At 38.2% G+C, this 16,782-nt stretch carries 17 protein-coding genes and 1 other annotated feature; of the genes, 15 read left to right on the top strand and 2 right to left on the bottom strand.

Annotation, left to right across the window (positions count from 1 at the left end):
• Positions 1-906: 906 nt before the first annotated feature.
• The 4 genes from LI951_RS08035 (at position 907) to LI951_RS08020 (ending at position 3,401) form a co-directional block, all read left to right on the top strand.
• Positions 907-1,596 carry an aspartate/glutamate racemase family protein gene (locus LI951_RS08035; protein WP_202064241.1) on the top strand — a complete coding sequence of 230 codons (690 nt, stop codon included), beginning with the start codon at positions 907-909 and terminating at the stop codon, positions 1,594-1,596.
• Positions 1,597-1,675: 79 nt separating this feature from the next.
• On the top strand, positions 1,676-2,164 hold the full coding sequence (tsaE, locus tag LI951_RS08030; RefSeq protein ID WP_202064244.1) for a tRNA (adenosine(37)-N6)-threonylcarbamoyltransferase complex ATPase subunit type 1 TsaE: 489 nt from the start codon (positions 1,676-1,678) through the stop codon (positions 2,162-2,164).
• Positions 2,146-2,673 (top strand): GNAT family N-acetyltransferase, encoded by a 528-nt coding sequence (locus LI951_RS08025; protein WP_202064246.1) that lies wholly within the window; start codon positions 2,146-2,148, stop codon positions 2,671-2,673. The genes tsaE and LI951_RS08025 overlap by 19 nt, the downstream gene beginning before the upstream one ends.
• 353 nt (positions 2,674-3,026) lie before the next feature.
• On the top strand, positions 3,027-3,401 hold the full coding sequence (locus LI951_RS08020) for a DUF3958 family protein (RefSeq protein ID WP_202064248.1): 375 nt from the start codon (positions 3,027-3,029) through the stop codon (positions 3,399-3,401).
• An 876-nt stretch (positions 3,402-4,277) separates the two neighbouring features.
• On the opposite strand, the gene LI951_RS08015 is transcribed toward LI951_RS08020, so the two are convergent.
• Both LI951_RS08015 and LI951_RS08010 read right to left on the bottom strand, forming a co-directional pair.
• The gene (locus tag LI951_RS08015) at positions 4,278-5,396 is read right to left on the bottom strand and encodes a PLP-dependent transferase (protein ID WP_229441818.1); all 1,119 of its coding nucleotides are present in this window, start codon (positions 5,394-5,396) and stop codon (positions 4,278-4,280) included.
• Positions 5,380-6,327, bottom strand: a complete 948-nt coding sequence (locus LI951_RS08010) for a LysR family transcriptional regulator (RefSeq protein WP_229441817.1) — start codon at positions 6,325-6,327, stop codon at positions 5,380-5,382. The genes LI951_RS08015 and LI951_RS08010 overlap by 17 nt, the downstream gene beginning before the upstream one ends.
• A 53-nt stretch (positions 6,328-6,380) precedes the next feature.
• Positions 6,381-6,632, bottom strand: a binding site (T-box leader).
• A gap of 171 nt (positions 6,633-6,803) precedes the next feature.
• Here LI951_RS08010 and metE point away from each other — a divergent pair.
• From metE to LI951_RS07955, 11 genes are all read left to right on the top strand, one after another.
• Positions 6,804-9,071 carry a 5-methyltetrahydropteroyltriglutamate--homocysteine S-methyltransferase gene (gene metE, locus LI951_RS08005; RefSeq protein ID WP_202064252.1) on the top strand — a complete coding sequence of 756 codons (2,268 nt, stop codon included), beginning with the start codon at positions 6,804-6,806 and terminating at the stop codon, positions 9,069-9,071.
• Positions 9,052-9,951: a methylenetetrahydrofolate reductase [NAD(P)H] gene (gene metF / locus LI951_RS08000; protein ID WP_202064253.1), complete on the top strand. Its 900-nt coding sequence runs from the start codon at positions 9,052-9,054 to the stop codon at positions 9,949-9,951. Before metE ends, metF begins: the two co-directional genes overlap by 20 nt.
• Before the next feature lie 57 nt (positions 9,952-10,008).
• Positions 10,009-10,290, top strand: coding sequence for a TraB/GumN family protein (locus tag LI951_RS07995; RefSeq protein WP_229441816.1), 282 nt, complete (start codon positions 10,009-10,011; stop codon positions 10,288-10,290).
• 98 nt (positions 10,291-10,388) lie between these two features.
• Positions 10,389-11,093 carry a Crp/Fnr family transcriptional regulator gene (locus tag LI951_RS07990; protein WP_229441815.1) on the top strand — a complete coding sequence of 235 codons (705 nt, stop codon included), beginning with the start codon at positions 10,389-10,391 and terminating at the stop codon, positions 11,091-11,093.
• 132 nt (positions 11,094-11,225) lie between these two features.
• On the top strand, positions 11,226-11,834 hold the full coding sequence (locus tag LI951_RS07985) for an ECF transporter S component (protein ID WP_229441814.1): 609 nt from the start codon (positions 11,226-11,228) through the stop codon (positions 11,832-11,834).
• Entirely contained in the window at positions 11,827-12,564 is a 738-nt protein-coding gene (locus LI951_RS07980) for an energy-coupling factor transporter transmembrane component T (RefSeq protein WP_229441813.1), read from the top strand. The genes LI951_RS07985 and LI951_RS07980 overlap by 8 nt, the downstream gene beginning before the upstream one ends.
• On the top strand, positions 12,561-13,400 hold the full coding sequence (locus LI951_RS07975) for an energy-coupling factor ABC transporter ATP-binding protein (RefSeq protein ID WP_202064264.1): 840 nt from the start codon (positions 12,561-12,563) through the stop codon (positions 13,398-13,400). The genes LI951_RS07980 and LI951_RS07975 overlap by 4 nt, the downstream gene beginning before the upstream one ends.
• Positions 13,397-14,212, top strand: coding sequence for an energy-coupling factor ABC transporter ATP-binding protein (locus LI951_RS07970; RefSeq protein ID WP_229441812.1), 816 nt, complete (start codon positions 13,397-13,399; stop codon positions 14,210-14,212). Before LI951_RS07975 ends, LI951_RS07970 begins: the two co-directional genes overlap by 4 nt.
• On the top strand, positions 14,193-15,119 hold the full coding sequence (locus LI951_RS07965; RefSeq protein WP_229441811.1) for a nucleoside hydrolase: 927 nt from the start codon (positions 14,193-14,195) through the stop codon (positions 15,117-15,119). Before LI951_RS07970 ends, LI951_RS07965 begins: the two co-directional genes overlap by 20 nt.
• Positions 15,120-15,130: 11 nt before the next feature.
• Positions 15,131-16,012, top strand: coding sequence for a ribokinase (gene rbsK, locus LI951_RS07960; protein WP_229441810.1), 882 nt, complete (start codon positions 15,131-15,133; stop codon positions 16,010-16,012).
• Positions 16,013-16,059: 47 nt separating this feature from the next.
• Positions 16,060-16,611 (top strand): DUF1097 family protein, encoded by a 552-nt coding sequence (locus LI951_RS07955; RefSeq protein ID WP_229441809.1) that lies wholly within the window; start codon positions 16,060-16,062, stop codon positions 16,609-16,611.
• Positions 16,612-16,782 lie beyond the last annotated feature (171 nt).

The following is a 16,782-nucleotide window of genomic DNA, read 5'->3' as shown; positions in this document are numbered from 1 at the left end:
TTCGTTTCGATCTCATCAATTTCTAAACGGCAAAGCCATTAAGAATTGAAGGACTTTGTTTCGATCTCATCAATTAGCCACTAAGAATTGAAGGACTTCGTTCCGTCCTCGAAGCATAGAGAGGGGATTCGGAACACCGTTTATTTGGTTTTAGGAATCTCAGACATACTTATGTCACATTCCCTTTTTAGAAATTAAAGGGATTATACTTATTGGAGTGGATAGAAAGTTATTCAGGATAAGCTGTGACTCTTTTATTATCAAAAGCCGGTCTAAAAAGTTTGGTAAATCAAAAAAGAGGTATTTATTTTACTAATTTGATTTTTTTATTTATCCGGTAGTGAACTAAGTTTGCTTGAGAGAGTTGAATTTTTACCTGATTAACAGCTTTTTATAGCGGGTTAAACGGATCAATTCATTCCAAGAATGATTTATTAGAATTTTCTTTTTTTATGAGGGATATTGCTGTTCCTGTTTAAAATATGGTAGTAGAATAAATGTGTCTTTTACTTGGGTATCTGCTGCAGACAACAGAATTTATCCGGGAATATCAGTGAATACTGCTTTTTTGAGATTCAAAAACAATTGTCGTGTATTTTGAAAACTGGGGAAGTATATAGAGTCAGTTGCTTTTTAAGGGAACTCCTACTATATTTAATAACAAAATAGTCGAGTAGATTGCTGATAAAAAGATGGGAGTACTTAAACAACCTAGTTTGAGCTCCAAAAGTGAATAGCTATAAGAAAAAACACGGAAACAATTTTTTGCTTCGGTGTTTTTTTGGTTTCCGGAGACAGGAACCAGCAGTTCAGTAGGAATTAGTGAAAATATTTCTAAATGGCAAATGAAATACTGTTTATTCAGAAGCTTTATGTATGCTATACTCTCAAAAAGGGGCGATTCATATGAAAACAATTGGACTTATCGGTGGGATGAGCTGGGAGAGCACTGTCAGTTATTATCAGCAGATTAATGAGATAGTAAAAAAAGAAGCTGGAAGTCTCCATTCTGCAGAATGTCTGCTTTACAGTGTAGATTTTGCTGAAATTGAACAGTATCAAAGCCAGGGAAATTGGAAAAAAAGCGGAGAAGTATTAACTGGAATTGCTGTTAAACTGGAACAGGCAGGAGCTGATTTTATTGTAATTTGTACGAATACAATGCACAAAGTTGCCCCAGAAATACAGGCAGCACTTTCTATTCCAATTCTTCATATTGCTGAAGAAACGGCTGAGCATCTGAATAAACAAAATATCTGTAAGGTTGGGCTTCTTGGAACCAGATACACAATGCAGGAAGATTTTTATAAAAATAAATTAATAGATTTTGGAATAGATGTTTTGATTCCGGAAGAGCAGGATATGGACAAAATCAATCAAATTATTTTTGAAGAGCTTTGTCTGGGAATAATTTCTGAAAAATCAAAAAAGATTTATCTGGAGATTATTGCCAAATTGAATAGTGCCGGAGCAGAAGGTGTTATTCTTGGCTGTACAGAAATAGGTTTGCTGGTAAAGTCTGAGGATATGGATGTACCGCTATTTGATACCGCAAAGATTCATGCGGAAAGTGCAGCATTGTATGCGTTGAACTGACACTGTATGTAGTTGCTATGGGGAGTAATAAGCCCTTTTGCATTATCAAGTTAAAGAAGAACAATGGGAGGGTGATTATATGGAAATTATAGTGGACAGCAGTCAGGAAACAGAAGAGCTGGCAAAAACAATTGGCAGGGCTGCAAACGCCGGGGATATTATTATTTTATCTGGTGATCTGGGTGCAGGTAAAACAACACTGACTAAAGGAATTGCTTTGGGGTTGGGTATTACTCAAATGATCAAAAGTCCTACCTATACGATTGTACGAGAATATCTCAATGGGCGTCTACCTCTTTATCATATGGATGTTTATCGGGTAGAGAGCGGAATAGAAGACCTTGCTCTTGATGAATATTTTGAAGGCTCTGGACTGAGTGTCGTAGAATGGGGAGAAATGTTAAAAGAAGAATTACCGAATGAGTATTTGAGGATTCAAATAAATAAAGACTCTGCAAAAGAAGAAAAACGGATGATTTTGATTGATGGGATTGGTTGTAATGGTCAAGCTTTTCTAAGCAGAATCAGTGAAAGTGCGGGAAAGAATTTATGGATAAAGAACAAATAGAGATTACGGTGAGAGAAGCTGTGCCTGATGATGCTGAGCAGCTGGTGGATGTGTTGGGAAGAGTCGGTCGGGAAACAGCTTTTCTGGTAATGGACGGGAACGGTCCAGCAGTTACTGTTGAGGAAATGGCGCATAACTTGGAGGATCTATATGAATCACCTAATAATATACTAATGGTTGCGCTGTTAGGAGATCAGATTGTGGGAACTGCTTCAGTGAGCGCTTCTGATAAGAAAAGGGTGGAACATATTGGTGAAATCGGTATCAGTATTTTAAAAGATTACTGGGGATTTGGTTTAGGCAGTCTGATGATGGAAGAGCTGATTATCTGGGCGAAAGAAGGCGGCATTATTCGACGACTGGAATTGACAGTTCAACATCGAAATATTCGTGCTGTCCAATTATATGAAAAAAAGGGTTTTATAACTGAGACCATTATGCCTCGAGGCGCAAAGACAGATGACGGAGAATTTTTGGATGTTCACTTAATGGCTCTTCTGGTTGACTAAGAGATCAAATAGAATAAATATCTAAATAATAAAAAAATGAGATTTTCGAGGGTTATTGTTTGCTTTTTCATTTTATTGATAGTATTATAATGACACAACAACTAACAACCCTTTTTATTTTTCATTTAACTCCTTGCTCATCCTTATTTTATAAGGATGAGTATTTTTTTATTTTTTTAAAATAAACTATAAAAAAATTGTAATAACCTATTATTTTCTCAAACGATTAATATAGGGAAGCTTCTCCAGTTCCAAAGCATCCGTTGTTAACTTTAAGTATGAAATCAATTATATTTATGTTATTATTAAGTAAACTAAAAATGAAGCGGCTAATTGAAAAGGGAGATGAGGGAATGGAAGACAAGCAAAAAATCACTGAATTGCTGAAATTGAAGCAGGAAGAAGATTTTGTAGCAACGCAACATTATAAAGTGGCACGAAGCAAGAAGGAGATAGCTGACATTCAGAAAAGTTATGGGGATCAGTTCTCTCATTCAGATCAGCTGTTTGAGCAATTGACAAAGATGTTTCAAAACAGCAGATCAAAGCGGGTGTTTGATGAATTATTTATAGAAGCAAAAAATGAGCAGGAATGTCTTTGCAGGAGGACTGAAGCTGAAAAAGAGATATTAGATGTTAAAGGAGAAGAACTGGAAGCTCGTGAAAATCAGCTATATTATGAGATAAGTCGCTTATCTGCTGAATTAGAGGCAGAATACGGGGAATAAATAAAAAAACAGAATGTAAAAATCCTGACTGTTATAGCAGAAAGGATTTTTACACTCTGTTTTTATTTTGATATATTCTTTCTAAGTTGAGAATGACAAGCAATTGAAAAGCAGGAAATGAATAGAATGAACGATAGATAGAACAATTCGAACATGAAGCCCCCTCAGAGAAGCTTCTTCTTGATGAAAATCCTGATGTAACCGCCAATAGAATTTTATAGGCAATTTCTTGTGCCACTTTTCATTCTTCAAAATAGCCATGGAAGGTTTACCTGATTCTTGGGAAGGAAGTACACAAGATATATAGAAAAAGTATTGAGCAGTTATTCCAGAACGGGTTTATGGAATAAATTTGATTTTGAAAGGATTACAAATATGGAAGGGAAAACACATACTTATTTTGAAAGTGTTCCTGCTTTAATGACTTATAACCAGATCCAGTAAAGGTATGAGGAGAAAGAAGCTTTTGAAGCAGCCTGAGCAGCTGCCTCATTATTAATACAGAACATTCAGCTTTTAACTTGGGAAAGAGGTATAGATATAGCCTGGCGGACAACTAAAAATTTCTTTGACAGCGAGCTTCGCTTAAGCTTTGGAATTCCTTCTGATGAGCAAATAGTTGGTAGTTTTCAGCTGACCAAAGCTCTTGGAAAAACAACCAAAACGAGACGAAGAAAAGCATTATCAGAGTGAGTTCAGCTGTGGTCATTATGAGAAAATATAAGGAGCTGGCAATAGGTCGTCAAAGGGTCTTTGGCTTATAAAGATAATTATTAATAAAATGCATTCTCTGTTTTCATCTGGCAGAGGATGCATTTTTAGATAACCAAATAAACTGCTTAGTTCAAGCTATTCCTATTATATTCTTCGTGAGGATTAATCAGCTGACTTAATCAAGGCCTGTTTAAGATCCTGAATCAGGTCTTCAATAGCTTCAATTCCGATGGATAATCGAAGTAAATCGTCCGTTAAGCCATAAGATTCCCGCAATTCTTTAGGAATATCAGCATGGGTCTGTGTGCTTGGATAAGTAACAAGGCTTTCAACACCTCCGAGACTTTCTGCAAAGGTAAAAATGCTCAGTGCTTTTAAGAATGCGGGAATCTGTGTTGCGTTCTGCAGCTTCAAACTGATCATGCTTCCTTTTTCTGGGTAAAATACTTCTTTAATGAGCGGTGTCTGGCATAAAAATCGGACGAGTGTTTGGGCATTTTTTTCCTGTTGCCTAATGCGAAGGGACAAGGTTTTTAATCCGCGAATCAGCAGCCATGAGTCAAAAGGAGACAGGACGGCGCCCGTTGTGTTTAAAGCGAATGCTAATTTCTCTCCTAATTTATCTGAGTTTGTCATTACAGCCCCAGCAAGCAGATCATTGTGTCCTCCGAGAAATTTGGTAGCAGAGTGAACAACAAGATCTGCACCAAGACGCAGCGGCTTTTGCAGAATCGGTGTTAAAAAGGTGTTATCAACAATCAGTAGGGTATGATTGGCTTTTGTCAGTTCAGAGACTTCAGTTATAGACAGCTCTGACATCAATGGATTCGTTGGGGTTTCAATAAAAACAGCGGCAATGTCTGAACTGATTGCTGCGTGAAGTTCGGCAATAGAATTGAAATAAGTAAACTGATATTGGCCGTTTTCTTCCAGCGAATGAAAGTATCGATAGCTTCCGCCATAGAGATCTCTGGAAACCAAAAAATGACTGTTGCAGGGGAACAATTCAAAGACAAGCTGAATGGCACTCATTCCTGAACTTGTGGCAAATCCATAACGGCCCTGTTCCAATTCAGCCAAGGCCGTTTCCAAAACTTGACGGGTTGGGTTGGCGGTTCGTGTGTAATCAAAGCCGGTGCTTTGACCAAGCTCGGGATGGGCGTATGTTGTAGAGAGATAGATTGGTGTACTGACTGCACCAGTCTGTTTATCCGTATGATTGCCAATTTGAGCCAATTTTGTAGCTTCCTTCCAATCCTTTTTTTCAATAGTTTTCTTCATAAGCTTCCTCCTCAATTGTATTAAATCCATAATCTCGGATATGTTTTTTTAGTGTATCCAAATAGCGCTGTCCCAGCAGAGACAAGTGGCTGCGCCGGCTTCTAATCCAGCCGATTTCAATACGTTCAGGAACATCCAGTGGAATAGCAACAATGCTGTCATCATTTAATTCACGACTGATAATTCCGGAGCTGAATGTGTATCCATTAAGCCCAATCATCAAATTGAAAATAGTTGCCCGATCACTTACTTTAATATGCTTTTTACAGGTACGTGTACTTAAAATTTCTTCGGCAAAATAAAAGGAGTTGCTGTTGCCCTGCTCAAAAGAGAGATAGGGAAGCTCTGACAATTCTTCAAGAGTAACCTTGTTCTTGTGAGCCAGCGGATTATCTTTACTGATAAAAATATGCGGTGTAGCATAAAATAAAGAAGAAAAGGCTAAATTTTTTTCTTCAAACAGCTTTTCAAGTACCTGTCGGTTAAAATTATTTAAAAAGAGGATACCAATCTCGCTGCGGAAGCCTGCAACATCTTCGAGGATATTCTTTGTCTCCGTCTCTCTCAAACTGAATTGATAGCTGTCATCTTCATATGTTTGAATAAACTCCACAAATGCATGAACAGAAAAAGCATAATGCTGAGAAGAAATTGATAGTCGAGAAGCTTGTTTTTCGGAATGCTTGTATCTCTTTTCCAGAAGATCTACCTGATCGATGATCTGTCTGGCATAAGATAAAAATTCCCGCCCTTCTTCAGTTAATGCAACTCCGAGCTTGCTTCGATGAAGAAGACAGATGTTCATTTCATTTTCCAGCTCCTTGATGGCATTAGATAAAGCAGGCTGTGATAAAAATAGACTTTTTGCCGCTTCATTAATAGATCCGATTTCCGCTACTTTTTCAAGATACTCCAACTGCTGTATACGCATATGTCTGCTCCTTTCATTAATTGGTAAAAAAAAACGCCCTTTTTCTGTATAAGAAAAAGGACGAATAATTTCGTGATACCACCTTTGTTTGTTACTGCTTCACAGTCAGCAACCTTAGCCAGTACGAGTTCATAAAAAACTGATACTGCGTTGCGATATCGGGCACCTCCGTCAGCAGTTCATAAATCCACTCACTGCTGAATGCTCAAAGACCATCTTCCAAATGATTGCCAATGCTCCTTCTCACCACTGGGAGCTCTCTGTATAAGGTTCTCTAAATGTACTCTTCTTTTCTACGCATTAACTATTGATTTCTACTATAGCCAAAACTTATCTTCCTGTCAAATGATTTATCCATTGAATTCTCATTTTTTTCTTATAATTAAAATCTATTACAGGTTATAAATTTTAACAGTTAGTCAGGATACAGACGGCTGTGATAAAGTGTTCCCCATAAGTATTGAGGAGGCGTATCTATGAAAACAACGGTTGTGGGATTTCCAAGAATTGGAGAAAATCGTGAATTGAAAGCAGCGACAGAAAATTATTTCCGTGGAGACAGCACACAAGAAGAGTTATTAGAAAAGGGCAGACAATTAAGAAAGACGCACTGGCAGCTTTTGAGGAATACAGGAATCTCATACATTCCAAGTAATGATTTTTCTTTTTATGATACAGTGTTGGATACTGCTGTTTTGTTGAATATTATTCCGAAGCGATTTTTGGAGCTGAAGCTTTCTCCTTTAGATACTTATTTCGCTTTGGCGAGAGGGTATCAGGCAGCAGCAGGTGATGTGACTGCATTGCCGATGAAAAAATGGTTTAACACCAATTATCATTATCTGACACCTGAATTTGAGCAGGACACCGAAGTCCGAGTTGTTGGAACCAAGATTTTTGATGAATATCTGGAAGCAAAGGAACTGGGAATTGAAACCAGACCTGTTATTTTAGGACCGTTTACTTTGATTCAGCTTGCTGATTTTACAACAACAGAAAAGGCAAAGCATATTCCGGCACTGATTTCTGCATATAAAGAGATTATCTTAAAGCTGAACAGTTTAGGTGCGCACTGGCTGCAACTGGATGAGCCTGCTCTGGTAAAAGATTTGTCAAATGAAGATCGTGACTTGTTTTTAGCAATTTACGAGTCGTTCACCAAAGAACCAAGAGAAATCAAACTGCTGCTGCAGACTTATTTTGGCGATGTCCGAGATGTTTATGCTGATTTGTTGACACTTGATGTAGACGGTATCGGACTGGATTTTGTTGAAGGGAAACAGACAGAAGAATTCGTTCGGTCGTTCGGCTTTCCTCAGAATAAAGTGTTATTTGCCGGTATTATAAATGGGAAAAATATTTGGCGGAATGATTATCAAAAGACTGTTGCGTTACTAAACGGCTTGCCAAAAGAGCAGGTTATTTTATCGACCTCCTGTTCATTGCTTCATGTACCGTTTTCTATCGAGCAGGAAGAATTTCCTGAGGAAGTCTCTCAGCATTTTTCTTTTGCAAAGGAGAAGCTGAAGGAGTTGTCGCAGCTGTCTCAAATTGTCAGCCAATCAACAGGAAGAGTAACCGAAAATCAGCAGCTTTTTCAAAAAGAACGAGTTCAGAAAAATGAGGCTCTGGCTGATAAGCTGGCAGCTTTAACTGAGCAGGATTTTCATCGTCAAATATCTTATGAGGAGAGAGCTCAGACTCAGAAAATTGAGCTGAATCTTCCGTTGCTGCCGACTACAACCATAGGCTCTTTCCCTCAGACTCGTGATGTGAAAGCCGCTCGGGCAAGATTCAAAAGAGGGGAACTTGATCAGCTATCCTATAAGAGCTTTTTGCGGAAAAAGATTGCTGACTGTATCGAATTTCAGGAAGATATTGATCTGGATGTACTGGTGCATGGAGAGTTTGAGCGGAATGACATGGTTGAATATTTTGGTGAAAATTTGGAAGGCTTCCTGTTTTCAAAAAATGCCTGGGTTCAGTCTTATGGCACACGTTGTGTGAAGCCGCCGATTATCTGGGGAGATGTTTCAAGAAAACAGGCAATTACCGTTGAATGGTCTGCCTATGCTCAGGGGCTGACTGCCAAACCAGTGAAGGGCATGTTGACGGGACCGGTAACGATTCTAAACTGGTCATTTCCGCGTGAGGATATATCACTGAAAGACAGCACTCTTCAAATTGCTTTGGCTATTCAGGAAGAAGTGTTGGATCTGGAAGCAAATGGTATCAAAATTATCCAGATTGATGAAGCTGCATTACGGGAAAAACTCCCATTACGAAAGAGTGACTGGTATAAAGAATATCTGGACTGGGCCATTCCTGCATTTCGACTGGTTCACAGCAAAGTAGCTCCGCATACACAGATTCATACGCATATGTGCTACAGCGAGTTTGCGGATATATTACCTGCGATTGATCAAATGGATGCAGATGTTATTTCTTTTGAAGCCTCTCGTTCAAATTTGGCTTTGCTGGATGAGTTGAAATCTCAAAAGTTCCAGACAGCGGTGGGACCCGGTGTGTACGATATTCATTCGCCAAGAGTTCCTTCTGTTGCTGAGCTGACTGCGACAATTGAAGAACTGCTGAAAAAGATTTCGGCAGAAAAATTGTGGATCAATCCTGATTGCGGGTTAAAAACACGCGGTGAAAAAGAAACAGTTAAAAGCCTGGCAAATCTAACTAAAGCTGCTATTCAGACAAGGGAGGCGCTTGTTTATGAACCAGTCAGAGAATGAAAGTCCCAGACTTTCTTTTGAAGTCTTTCCTCCAGGTTCACAGGCAACATTTGACAGCTTGTATAGATCATTACATCAGATGGAGGACCTGCGTCCTGATTTTATCAGTGTGACCTGCAGCAACAAGCTGCTTTCCTTAAAAGACACGACCGTTAAAATTGCGGAACACATTCAGAGCCATCACGAAGTTCCGAGTATTGTTCATTTAAGTGCGGCTTATTTGAGTAAAACAAACGTTGACGAGGTTTTGGAATTGCTTCATCAAAAAGGAATTCAAAATATTTTGGCGTTAAGAGGGGACCTCTATCCGGAGGTTCCCCGCAGCAAAGAGTTTCTTTATGCAGCTGACCTAATTTCTTATATCAAGGAATGGGACCCAGAATTTTCTGTTACTGCTGCCTGTTATCCCGAAGGACATCCTGAGTCGGCAAATACGCTGGAGGATATTTATCATCTGAGAGAAAAGGTTAATGCCGGAGCAGACCAGCTGATTACGCAACTGTTTTTTGATAATGAACGCTTTTATCATTTTCAGGAAAAATGCTGCCTTGCAGGGATTCAAGTACCGATATTGGCTGGGATCATGCCGATTGTCAACAAAAAGCAGGCAGAACGTATTATTCGTACGGCGGAGGTTCAGCTTCCTAAGAAATTTCTCGCTATCCTGGATAAGTATGCAGATAATCCGGTGGCATTGCGGGCTGCAGGACTGGCTTATGCTATTGATCAGATTGTTGATTTAGTTACTCAGGGAGTTTCCGGTGTCCATTTATATACGATGAATCAATCAGATATTGCCAGAAGTATCTATCATGCGACTCACTCGCTGTTTCAACGAAGAACGGAAAGCTCTGTATCTAATAAACAAAAACACGCTTGAAACCAACGTTTCAAGCGTGTTTATAACATCACAAATAAATAGTGGATAAAACAAATATTGAGCTTAGATGAAGCTCAAAAAAGAAATGAGGATGTAATTGACAATTATATTGATGGAAATATAGAAAATAATTTCTCAGACCTGTTAGTAAATGCTAGTGAAGAGTATAATTATTTATTAATAACAAAGCGAAACATTGCTTGGTTAGACACTCTTGAAAAAGAATTAAATGAAACAGCTCCGATTTTTATAGCTGTTGGAGCAGGAGATTTGTATGGAGAAAATGGATTAATCTCTCTTTTGGAACAAACAGGTTATCTTTTAGATAAAGTGGTATAGTATGAATAGAAAATTATTTGGTTATGTGAAGAAAGCACTTGGTCGATTGGATCATAATATTTGAATATAAACTTTTTAGGAAAGGAGTTAGTCAAATTATGGAAAAGAACGTTCTTAGGGAAAAGTGGCAGCATTATAATCAGAAAAGTACGATTAATTTTAGCAGTATAGAAGATAAGGGAGTCGAACAATATCCTGTGATTTGCTTTGAGCCAAAGGAAACCATTATCATGCGTGGCGATTTTCCAGAATATGTCTACTTTATTCTTAGTGGAATTGTCGTTGGTGCTCGAAACTATGAAGATGGGAACGAATATGATTATTTCCAATTAGAAAAAAGTAATGGAAGCGTGGGCTTACTCGAAATTTTGGCTCAAAAAGAGGAAACTATCGCAACGATTACTTGCTTGACCAAAGTAGAGGCGGTTCGAGTTCCTTCCTCGGTTGTTTATGAATGGGTGATGGAGGACATAGAATTGTTACAGTTGAGTGCAGGGCTCTTAGCAAAAGATTTATATGATCGTTCGGGGAATGATGGCTTACTTTATCGTTTTGAAGGAGTGAACCGATTGCGTTATTTTCTTGTCTCTTATTATGAGGAAAAACAAAATAGTGAAGTTAAGTTAGTCGAAGTACAAGAAACTCGTGAAAAAATTGGTAACAAATTAGGAATGAGTGTACGCACAGTAGGACGTTCATTAAAAAATCTACGCGAGAATCATGAGATTATAAGCGAGCAACGGAAAATATATATTGGTGTTGAGGAATATCACCGACTCAAAGAGCAATTGCAATATTTTTAAAAATGAATTCATTGATTTTTATCACGAAGGGACATGTGACCTTTCGTGATTTTTTATTTCTGATTATACTGATGATGAAATTAAGAAAGCTCTTACATTTGTGTGAGAAAAAAATTGAAAGTGGGAAAAGATATGAAGCGAGGAATAAGATATGACTTTGGTTTACAGGCATTAATGCTGATTCCAGTTGGCATTTCTTTAAATGTTGTCGGATATCAGCTGTGTACAATTTTGAAATTCCCAGTCTTTATTGATCAGATTGGTACGTATTTAGTAGCGATGGTGGCCGGTCCTTGGGTAGGGCTAGTAACAGGGTTTTTAGGAAATGTTGTCAATGGGATGTTGAATCCAGTAGCGATTCCGTACGGGATTGTCTCAATAAGCATTGGCCTATTTGCAGGATACTTCTCAAGATTTAATTTTTTTAAGAATATTTTTGGCATACTGATTGCTTGCGCTGTACTGACTATCGTTTCAGCTGGTTCGGCAGCTATAGTAACGGTCTTTATGTTTGGTGGAATTACAGGAGCAGGCACAGATTTAGTTACAGCCGCATTTTTGGCAGCAGGTCAACAATTATGGGATTCTGTATTTTCTACCAATATATTGACTGGAACAATCAATACTATTTTAAATTTCTTTATCAGTTATTTAGTGGTTAAACGAATCCCTCCACGATTTTTAATTAAGTTAAATTATGGGCTTCCATATATTAAAAAGGAGGCGTTGAAGCATGGATAGTATAGTTGGAAAATGGCATCCTTCGACTAAATTAATGATTGTTTTAACTGTAATAATTGTTAGTATGTTTTCAACGTTACCAACTGTTCAATATGTGCTTTTTGGAGTCGTGTTGGTTTTAAGCCTGTTTTCAGGAACAATAACTAACTTTTTTAATACTTTCTTTAAATCAGTTTTTGTAATTGTTTTATTTATTTTCTTAGTTCAAGTGTTCATCGTTAAAAATGAGGATAGTCAATCGCTATGGTGGTTTATTGGATATTCTCAGATGGGAATGGATACAAGTGTTGGACTAACTTCTCGAATTGTGGCGATTAGCTCGATTATTATCTGGTTCTTTCAAGTAACTAGCGTCAAAGATATTGTTGCCGCTTTAGAAAAAGCCCGCATTTCTAAGAAAGTAACTTTTGTGATTGCAGCAACCATTCAATTGATCCCACAGATGTCAAAATTGTCGCAAACTATAACAGATGCACAGAGGGCAAGAGGAATTGAAACGGAAGGTTCTGTGTTTATACGTATGAAAGCTTTTGTGCCTATGATGGGTCCACTAGTGTTAACATCCATTCAACAAACGGATGAACGCGTACTAACTTTAGAGGCAAGAGGGTTTTCAGCACCAATGAAAAAGACAACGTACTATTCTATCAAAAAAACACCATCGGATTATTTGATTGTCATATTTTGTTTAGCTGCGTTGATTGTGTATTTTGTGGGGGGACCATTATGAGTTTAATCGAATTGAAAAATGTGACGTATAAATATCCGTTAGATGTTGAACCAGTAATTAAAGATGTATCGCTATCATTTGAAAAAGGCAAGGTGTACGGACTTATCGGAAATAACCAAGCAGGGAAAACAACGCTTTGTAATATTATTCGTGGCTTTATTCCTACTTTGTTCTTTGGTGAGTTAACAGGTGAAGTGACTTATAAAGAGAAATCTGTTCAAGAATACAATGTAGGCGCATTAGCTGCTGAGATTGGGTACTCTTCGCAAAATCCATTTACTCAAATTTCTGGGGTTAAGGATACTGTAGAAGAAGAGATTGCTTATGGTATGGAAAACATTGGGATTGCACCGGAGATTATGAAAGTTAAAGTACAAGAATTGTTGGAACTGTTTACTCTAGAAATACTTAAAGAAAAAAATCCGTATGAGTTATCTGGCGGTCAAAAACAACGTGTTGCATTGGCTTCTGTTGTGGCTTTAGATCCTGAAGTCATCATTTTGGATGAGCCGACTTCTCAACTTGATCCTCAGAGTACGGAGGAAGTCTTTCAAATTATTTCGATGTTAAAAGATCAAGGTAAGACAATTATCGTGGTGGAGCATAAGGTGGATTTACTGGCGGAATATTGTGATGCAATCATTTTGTTGGAGAATGGACATGTGGTGAAGAGTGGCGAAACTCACCAGCTGCTGAACGACAGAACGATATTGCAGCATGGGGGTTCTTTGCCACAAGTAGCATTGTTCTTTTTGGAGCAGCTAGGGTATGATACACAAATACCGATTACAATGGACGAAGCAATTGTAAAATTAAAGGAGGTCGCTTCAAAATGAGTTTCTTAAAATTAAGTGAAGTTAGTTATAGCTACCCAAATGGTTTTGAAGCAACTCAAAAGGTTTCAATGGAGTTTCAACTAGGTGAAGCTGTTGCAATTATTGGTCAAAATGGTGCCGGAAAAACGACCACAGTTAAGCTGATGAATGGCTTGTTACGGCCAACGAAAGGGGAAGTCTTGATTGATGGGAAATCAACGAATGTCTTTACTGCAGCTCAAATGTCGAAGCATGTGGGTTATGTTTTTCAAAATCCCGATGACCAAATCTTTCAAGAGACTATCGAAAAGGAGATTGCTTTTGGTCCTAAAAGTCAAAAATTAGCTGTTTCGGTTATCAAAAAGAAAGTTAAGGAGGCCGCTGAGACATGTGGATTGACGGAGGTCTTAAATGAGCATCCTTATAATTTGTCTTACTCTAAGAGAAAGTTTATTACAATTGCTGCAATCATAGCGATGGATCCAGAGGTTATTGTTTTGGATGAACCAACAGCAGGGCAAGATAGAGAATCCACTGAGCTTTTGGGCAGAATTATTAAAGAATTATCTGCTAAAAATAAAGCTGTCATAACGATTACTCATGATATGGAGTTCGTAGTAAAAGAGTTTCAGCGTGTATTGGTTTTTGCAGATAAACAATTACGCAAAGAAGGAACACCTAGAGAAGTATTTTGGGATGAAAGTCTATTGACTTTGAGTGGACTAAAGCAGCCTTATATTTGTCAATTAGCCAAAGCGTTAGGATTTAAGAATATTTTGACGATGGAAGAACTAGGAAAGAAGGTACTTGGACATGAAAAAAATTCTGATTGATTGCGATCCTGGTCATGATGATGCGCTTGCGATTATAATGGCATTGGCTAATGCTGAGAAATTAAAGGTCTTAGGCATAACAACGATTGGTGGAAATCAGACTTTAGCCAAGGTGACAAAGAATGCGCGAAATATCTTACATTTTCTGCACTCAGAAATCCCGTTAGCAGCAGGACAAGAAGGGCCGTTGGTAAAGTCATTGAAGACGGCACCTGAAGCTCATGGCGAAAGTGGAATGGAAGGACCTTATTTTGAAGGAGCAGAGTATCCTGTAAGTCAGATGAATGGTGTAGAGTTTCTTTATCGAAAAATAATGCAGGCAGAAGGGAAAGTGACGATTGCGGCTTTAGGTCCGTTAACTAATATAGCTTTACTTCTTAAAAGCCATCCAGAGGTTCTTCCGTTGATAGAAGAGATTGTGTTGATGGGTGGGGGAATCAGTCATGGCAATCAAACTCCGTTAGCTGAATTTAATATTTATGTTGATCCTGAAGCAGCTGAGATTGTTTTTCAAAGTGGCTTACAAATCGTTATGGCAGGGTTAGATGTAACAGAAAAAGCAGTCATTACCGTAGCTGAAATTGATCAGTTACACGGTCGAGGGCGTGTCAATCAACTGGCTTATGAACTTTTGTCATTTTATAATACCTCTGGCCGTCAATTTGGGTTTATTGACTCACCTCTTCATGATTTATGTACAATTGCGTATTTATTGATGCCTGAAATTTTTACGGGTACAGCTGCTGATATCCATGTAATTACAGATGATTCGCTAGCTAGAGGGTTGACTTATGGTGATTTTAGACGTGCTTTTGATTTACCAAAGAATACCCTTGTTTTACAGGAAGTTGACCGAGAAAAATTTGTAAAACTGTTGATGGACGCATTAGATAGATTGGATGCATAGGAGGAAAGTAAATGAAGAAAATTCTTGTAATCGGCTCAATGTCTGTTGATTTAACGATTGAAACAAATCGTATGCCAGAACAAGGTGAAACGATAAAAGCTGATTTTCTTGAACTATTTTGTGGTGGGAAAGGAGCAAACCAAGCTGTCGCAATTGCTCGTTTAGGTGGGGCAGTGGACATTCTTGGCTGTGTCGGTCAAGATGCCCATGGTGAAATGGTAGTGGAAAATCTGAGAGAAAATCAAGTGGATACAGAGATGATTAGTATGAGTTCTTCGGCTTTAACGGGAACTGCTCACATATTTTTAATTAATCATGACAATCGTATTGTTGTAGTTCCCGGAGCAAATAATGAGGTAACGCCTGAATTTGTTGAAGAGAAATTAACCAAGCCGCTTTCTGCTTACGGAATGGTTATTCTACAAAATGAGATTCCGAATGAGACGATTCATTTTATTGTGAAGCATTGCAAAGAAGAGGATGTCCCTGTTTTATATAACCCAGCCCCAGCTGATAAAACAGCGAGAGCTTTGATGGATGACTTAACCTTTTTAACACCTAATGAGAATGAGTGTAAACAAATCTTTCCTCAATTGACTATAACAGAAGCTGTTGAGAAATTTCCGAATCAGTTGGTGGTGACACTAGGCTCTGAGGGCGTTATCTTTCATGATGGACAAACAATTCGTCAGATTCCAGCGTATAAGGTTAAGGCAATAGATACAACGGGTGCTGGAGACACCTTCAATGGCGCTTTTGCGCTAGAAATAATTCGCAGAAAATCAATTGCAGAAGCTATTCAACTGGCTAATAAAGCGGCAGCTATTTCAGTAACCAAAAAAGGCGCACAGGGTGGAATGCCAACCGAAAAAGAGATGAAACAATTTGATTAAGAAATAAAAACAAAAAGCAGAGCTGTGGGAAAGGGCGGGAGGATTTAATGAAAAACAATCTATTACTATGTATTGTAATCGCTTCAATAAACTTGATAGGCACCTTGTTGATTGGAAAGTTAGCTATCGGTCAATTTATTTGGATCAGTTTCCTTGCATTACAATTTTATTTTATAGGAAATATTGCTATGCAAAAGAGAGCTTGTTTTGAATTACTTGCTTCGTTTACCGTGGGACTTTTTTGGGGGCAGCTTTCCAATATGCTTTGGCATTATTTTTCTGATTCATTGACCTATTTTGCTATCAATTTTATTGATGGTGGCATACTCATCTTCCTATTAAGCGCAGGGGCGCTGATTTTGTTTGATAAAAAATTACCTGGGCGCTTACCGGCAACATTTACTGGGTTAACAGTGACTGTTTTGTTATGGGGACGGCCAGTACCATTTATTGGTCAAGGACTTTTAGGAGATAGACCGATTATTATTGGTCTATGTATTGCCTGTGGAATGTATGCATATGGTTTGCTTATAGCCGTCATGGTGGATGTTGTCTACAGCAATTTGGTTAGAAAAATTTATGGAGAAGGCGAGAGGTAATGTGTGGAAATTTTTCTTAATACAGCTGATTTTCATCAATAAAGAATTCGCAAATTTCAAGTGCAAGTTAGCCACTTATTGAAATTCTCTCGTTATTCAATTTTTTTGTTTCCTAGTAAGGGGAGCTCACGTAGTCAAGGATAGTTGGGCCATCTCTTCCAACAAGCATTC

The sequence above is a fragment of the Enterococcus sp. BWT-B8 genome (assembly GCF_020567625.1).
Taxonomy (GTDB): Bacteria; Bacillota; Bacilli; order Lactobacillales; family Enterococcaceae; genus Enterococcus_L.
The sequence above is the reverse complement of the archived record's forward strand: the minus strand, read 5'-3'. Positions and strand labels throughout refer to the sequence as shown.